Source organism: Longimicrobium sp., assembly GCF_036280135.1.
Classification (GTDB): Bacteria; Gemmatimonadota; Gemmatimonadetes; order Longimicrobiales; family Longimicrobiaceae; genus Longimicrobium.
In genome coordinates this window covers 1-5,045 of the sequence record NZ_DASURI010000575.1, presented here as the reverse complement: position 1 = coordinate 5,045, position 5,045 = coordinate 1, and the positions used below count along the sequence as shown (strand labels likewise).

Genomic DNA, 5,045 nt, shown 5'->3' with positions numbered 1-5,045 from the left:
GACGAAGTCGCGCAGCACGTCGCCCGTGAGGGCGGAGGCGGCCACCCACGCCACCAGGCGCGGCCCGCCGGGGCCGTCCACGGCCATGACGACGGCGTCGCGCACGGCGGGGTGCTGGCGCAGCACGCCCTCGATCTCCCCCGGCTCGATGCGGAAGCCGCGGATCTTGACCTGGAAGTCCGCCCGGCCCAGGTACTCGATCTCGCCGTGAGCGCTCCAGCGGGCGCGGTCGCCCGTGCGGTACATCCGCGCGCCGGGGTCGCCCGAGAACGGGTCGGGGAGCCACTTCTCGGCCGTGAGCCCGGGACGGCCCAGGTAGCCGCGGCCCACCTGCACGCCGGCGATGTACAGCTCGCCCGCCACGCCGGCCGGCACGGGGTTGAGCCCCGCGTCCAGCACGAACATGCGCGTGTTGGCCACGGGCCGCCCGATGGGCACCCGGCGTCCTTCCGGCCGCCGCTCGCACGTCCAGTGCGTCACGTCCACGGCGGCTTCCGTGGGCCCGTACAGGTTGTGGATGCCGGCCGTGTGCAGCGTGTCCAGCGCCCGCTCCATCAGTTCGTAGCCCAGGGCCTCGCCGCTGCACATCACGCGGCGCAGCGAGCCGCAGCGCAGCCCCGCGCCCGCGTCCAGGAAGGCCTGGAGCATGGAGGGGACAAAGTGCAGGGTGGTGATGCCCCGCGCCTCGATGAGCTCGGCCAGGTACGCCGGGTCGCCGTGGCCGCCGGGCCTGGCGAGGACGAGCTTCGCCCCCGTCATCAGGGGCCAGAAGAACTCCCAGACGGACACGTCGAAGCTGAACGGCGTCTTCTGCAGCACCACGTCGTCCGCCGTGAGCCCGTACTGCTCCTGCATCCACAGCAGCCGGTTGACGATGCCGCGGTGCGCGTTCATGGCGCCCTTGGGCCGGCCCGTGGAGCCCGACGTGTAGATCATGTACGCCAGGTGATCCGGACCCACGTCCACCGCCGGCGCCTCCTCGGACGCGGAGGCGATCCACGGCCAGTCGGAATCGAGGCGGACGACGAAGGCGCCGTGCGCGGGGAGCGTGCCCGCCAGCCGGTCCTGCGTGAGGAGCACGGGGATGGCGGAGTCCGACAGCATGTAGGCGATGCGGTCCGCCGGGTACGACGGGTCCACGGGCACGTACGCCGCGCCCGCCTTGAGGATGCCCAGCAGCGCGACCACCAGCTCCGGCGAGCGCTCGGCGCACACGCCCACACGCACCTCCGGGCCCACGCCCAGGGAGCGCAGGTGGTTGGCCAGCTGGTTGGCGCGGCGCTCCAGGTCCGCGTACGTCAGCACGTCGTCGCCATACTGCACGGCGGGCGCGTCCGGCGTGCGCGCGGCCTGCGCCTGGACCCGGCCGTGGAGCGTGGAATCCAGGTCGTACGCGCGCTCCGTGGCGTTCCAGTCCGTGAGCACGCGGCGGCGCTCCGCCTCGCCCAGCAGGGGCAGCGTGGCCGCGGCGTGGTCCGGCTGGGCGGCCACGGCCCGCAGCAGCGCGCCAAAGTGCTCCAGCATCCGCTCCACGGTGGGCGCGTCGAACAGCTCGGCGCGGTACGCCAGGGCGCCCGCCAGCCCGCCGTCCTCCGTCTCGCCCAGCCCCAGCGACAGGTCGAACTTGACGGTGGGCTCGCCGGCCTGCAGGGGCTCGGCGGCCAGGTCGCCCAGGCGCAGCGTCGCGCGCTCGTTGTTCTGCAGGACGAACAGCACCTGGAACAGCGGCGTGTGGCTCAGGCTGCGCTCCGGCGCCAGCTCCTCCACGAGCTTTTCGAACGGGATGTCCTGGTGCTGGTAGGCGCCCAGCGTGGTCTCGCGGACGCGGCCGAGGAGCTCGCGGAAGGTGGGCGCGCCGGACAGGTCCGTGCGCAGCACGAGCGTGTTGACGAAGAAGCCGATGAGCCCCTCCGTCTCCACCCGCGTGCGCCCGGCGATGGGCGAGCCGACCGTCACGTCGTCCTGGCCGCTGTAGCGCGACAGCAGCAGCTGCCACGCGGCCGTGAGGGTCATGAACAGCGTGGCGCCCTCGCGGCGCGCCAGGGCCTGCAGGGCGCGGCCCGTCTCCCCGTCCACGGCGAAGGGGACGGTGCCGGCGCGGTCGCTCATCACCTGCGGGCGGGGGCGGTCCGTGGGCAGCTCCAGCAGGGGCGGCGCCCCGGCCAACTGCCCGCGCCACCACGCCAGCTGCGCGTCCAGCACCTCGCCGCGCAGCCAGCCGCGCTGCCACGCCGCGAAGTCCGCGTACTGCACGGGCAGCTCGGCCAGCGGCGACTCCTCGCCCCGGCCGTAGGCGCCGTAGAGCTCCGAGACCTCGCGCACGAGCACGCCCATGCTCCAGCCGTCGGAGATCACGTGGTGCAGGGTCACCAGCAGGGCGTGCTCCTCGTCGTCCACGCGCAGCAGGGCCGCGCGGAAGAGCGGACCGCTCCGCAGGTCGAACGGCCGGCGCGCCTCGTCGGCCGCGATGCCGCGCACCCACTCGTCGCGCTCGTAGCCGGGGAGGTGGCGCAGGTCCGTCACGGGGATGGCGACGGGGCGCGCGTCGTCGATCACCTGCACGGGCGCGCCGCCGTCGCCGGCAAAGCGGGTGCGCAGGGTCTCGTGCCGGCGGGCGATCTCCGTCATCGCCCGCTCCAGCACGGCCCCATCCAGCGCGCCCCGCAGCCGCAGGGCGAAGGGGATGTTGTAGGTGACGGTGCCGGGGTCCATCTGGTCGATGAACCACAGCCGCTGCTGGGCAAAGCTCAGCGGCAGGGCGCCGTCCCGCGCCACGGGGACGAGGGGCGGGAGCTCCGCGGCGCCGCCGTCGCGCAGCAGGTCGTCCACCGTGGCGGCCAGGCCGGCCACCGTGGGCGCGTCGAACAGGGCGCGCAGGGGCAGCTCCACCCGGAACGTCTGCCGCACGCGGGAAACGAGGCGCGTGGCCAGCAGCGAGTGGCCGCCCAGGGCAAAGAAGTCGTCTTCCGCCCCCACGCGATCGACCCGCAGCACGTCGGCGTACAGGCCGGCCAGCAGCGCCTCGGTGGGCGTGCGGGGCGCCACGTACGCGTCCTCGTCCGTCCACGCCCCGGGCGCGGGGAGCGCGCGGCGGTCGATCTTGCCGTGCGCGGAGATGGGCATCGTCTCCAGCAGCACGAACGCCTGCGGCACCATGTACTCCGGCAGGCGCTGCTTGACGATGCTCCGCAGCTCCGAAAGGGTCAGCGCCGCGCCATCCGCCGCCGTGGCGTAGGCGACCAGGCGGCGGTCGCCGGGGACGTCCTCGCGGACGGCCACGACGGCCTCGCGCACGCGGACGTCGTCCAGCAGGGCGGCCTCGATCTCGCCCGGCTCCACGCGGAATCCGCGGACCTTGGCCTGGAAGTCCACGCGGCCCACGAACTCCAGCGTGCCGTCGTTCAGCCAGCGCACGCGGTCGCCCGTGCGGTACATCCGCGCGCCCGCCTCGGCCGCGAACGGATCGGGGACCCAGCGGTCCGCCGTCATCCCCGGCTGGCCCAGGTAGCCACGCGCCACGGCCGGCCCGCCGATGCACAGCTCGCCGGGAACGCCGCGGGGGCTCAGCCGCATGCGGTCGTCCACCAGGTACACGCGGCGGTCGCCCACGGGCGTGCCGATGGGGACCGCCGCGCCCTCGAAGCCGGCGGGGATGACGTACGCGGACGCGAAGACGGTGCACTCGCTGGGGCCGTAGCCGTTGACCAGGCGCATCTCCGGGTACAGCGCCTGCGCGCGCCGCACGTGCGACGGCGACACGGACTCGCCGCCCGTCATCACCTGCGTTACGCCGGCCAGGATCTCCGGGCAGGTGTCGATGATCAGGTTGAAGTAGGCCGACGACAGCCACAGGATGGTGACGCCGTGTGCCGCCACCTGCTCGCCCAGGAGGACCGGCTCGGACGCGCGGGCGGGGAACAGCACCGTGCGGGCACCCGTCATCAGCGACGGCCACAGCTCCAGCGTCAGCACGTCCCACGAGGTGCTGGCATGCTGCAGGTGCACCTGCTCCGCGTCCCAGCTCACGTAGTCCGCCCCGCGGAAGAAGCCCGGGATGGCGCGGTGGGGCACCTCCGTGCCCTTGGGCGTACCGGTCGATCCCGAGGTGTAGATGACGTACGCCAGGTGGTCCGCCGTCACGCCCGTCTCCGGCGCCGTGGCGGGATTCCGCTCGATCTCCGCCCGGTCCCGGTCCAGGCAGACGACGGTGCCGGAGTGCGCGGGGAGCGCGTCCAGCATCCGCTCCTGGGTGAGAAGGACGCGCACCCGGGCGTCGCGGGCCATGAAGGCCAGGCGCTCGGCCGGATAGCCCAGGTCCAGCGGCACGTACGCGCCGCCGGCCTTGAGCGCGCCCATCAGGCCGACCACCATCTCCAGCGAGCGCTCCATGCAGAGCGCCACCTTCACGTCCGGGCCCACGCCCAGGGCGCGGAGGTGGTGCGCCAGGCGGTTGGCCCGCGCGTCCAGCTCCCCGTACGTCAGCGCGTCGTCGCCCATGCGAATGGCGACGGCGTCCGGCGTGCGCGCCGCCTGCCGGGCGAACACCTCGTGGACGGGCCGATACTCGTCGTCCGCCGCGCGGCCGCTCCACGCCAGCAGCCGGGCCGTCTCGTCCGCGGAGCTGAGGGCGATGTCGGCGATGCGCGTCCCGGGGTTCGCCGCCATGGCCGTGAGGACGCGGCCCAGGTGGTCCACCAGGCGCTCCATCGTCGCGGCGTCGAAGAGTTCCGCGCGGTACGACAGCCCGCCGCCGATGCCCTCGCCCGAATCGGCCAGGGACAGCGTGAGGTCGAACTTGGCGGGCGGGGCGCCGCTGGAGAGCGGCTGCACGTCCAGCCCGCCCATCGTCAGTCCGGCGGCCTCCGCGTTCTGCTGGAAGGCGAGCAGGGCCTGGAACAGGGGCGTGCGGCCGGCGGCGCGGTCCACGCCCAGCGCCTCCACCAGCCGCTCGAACGGCAGGTCCTGGTGCGCCTGGGCCTGCAGCACGCCCTCGCGCACGCGGGCCAGCAGCTCGCGCACGGTGGGGTTGCCGGACAGGTCCGTGC

General features: G+C 74.3%; 1 protein-coding gene. It reads right to left on the bottom strand.

Annotation, left to right across the window (positions count from 1 at the left end; all coding sequences use genetic code 11):
• Positions 1-5,045, bottom strand: a 5,045-nt coding sequence (locus VFZ20_RS18490; protein ID WP_329685406.1) for a non-ribosomal peptide synthetase, incomplete at both ends; no start/stop codon positions are given.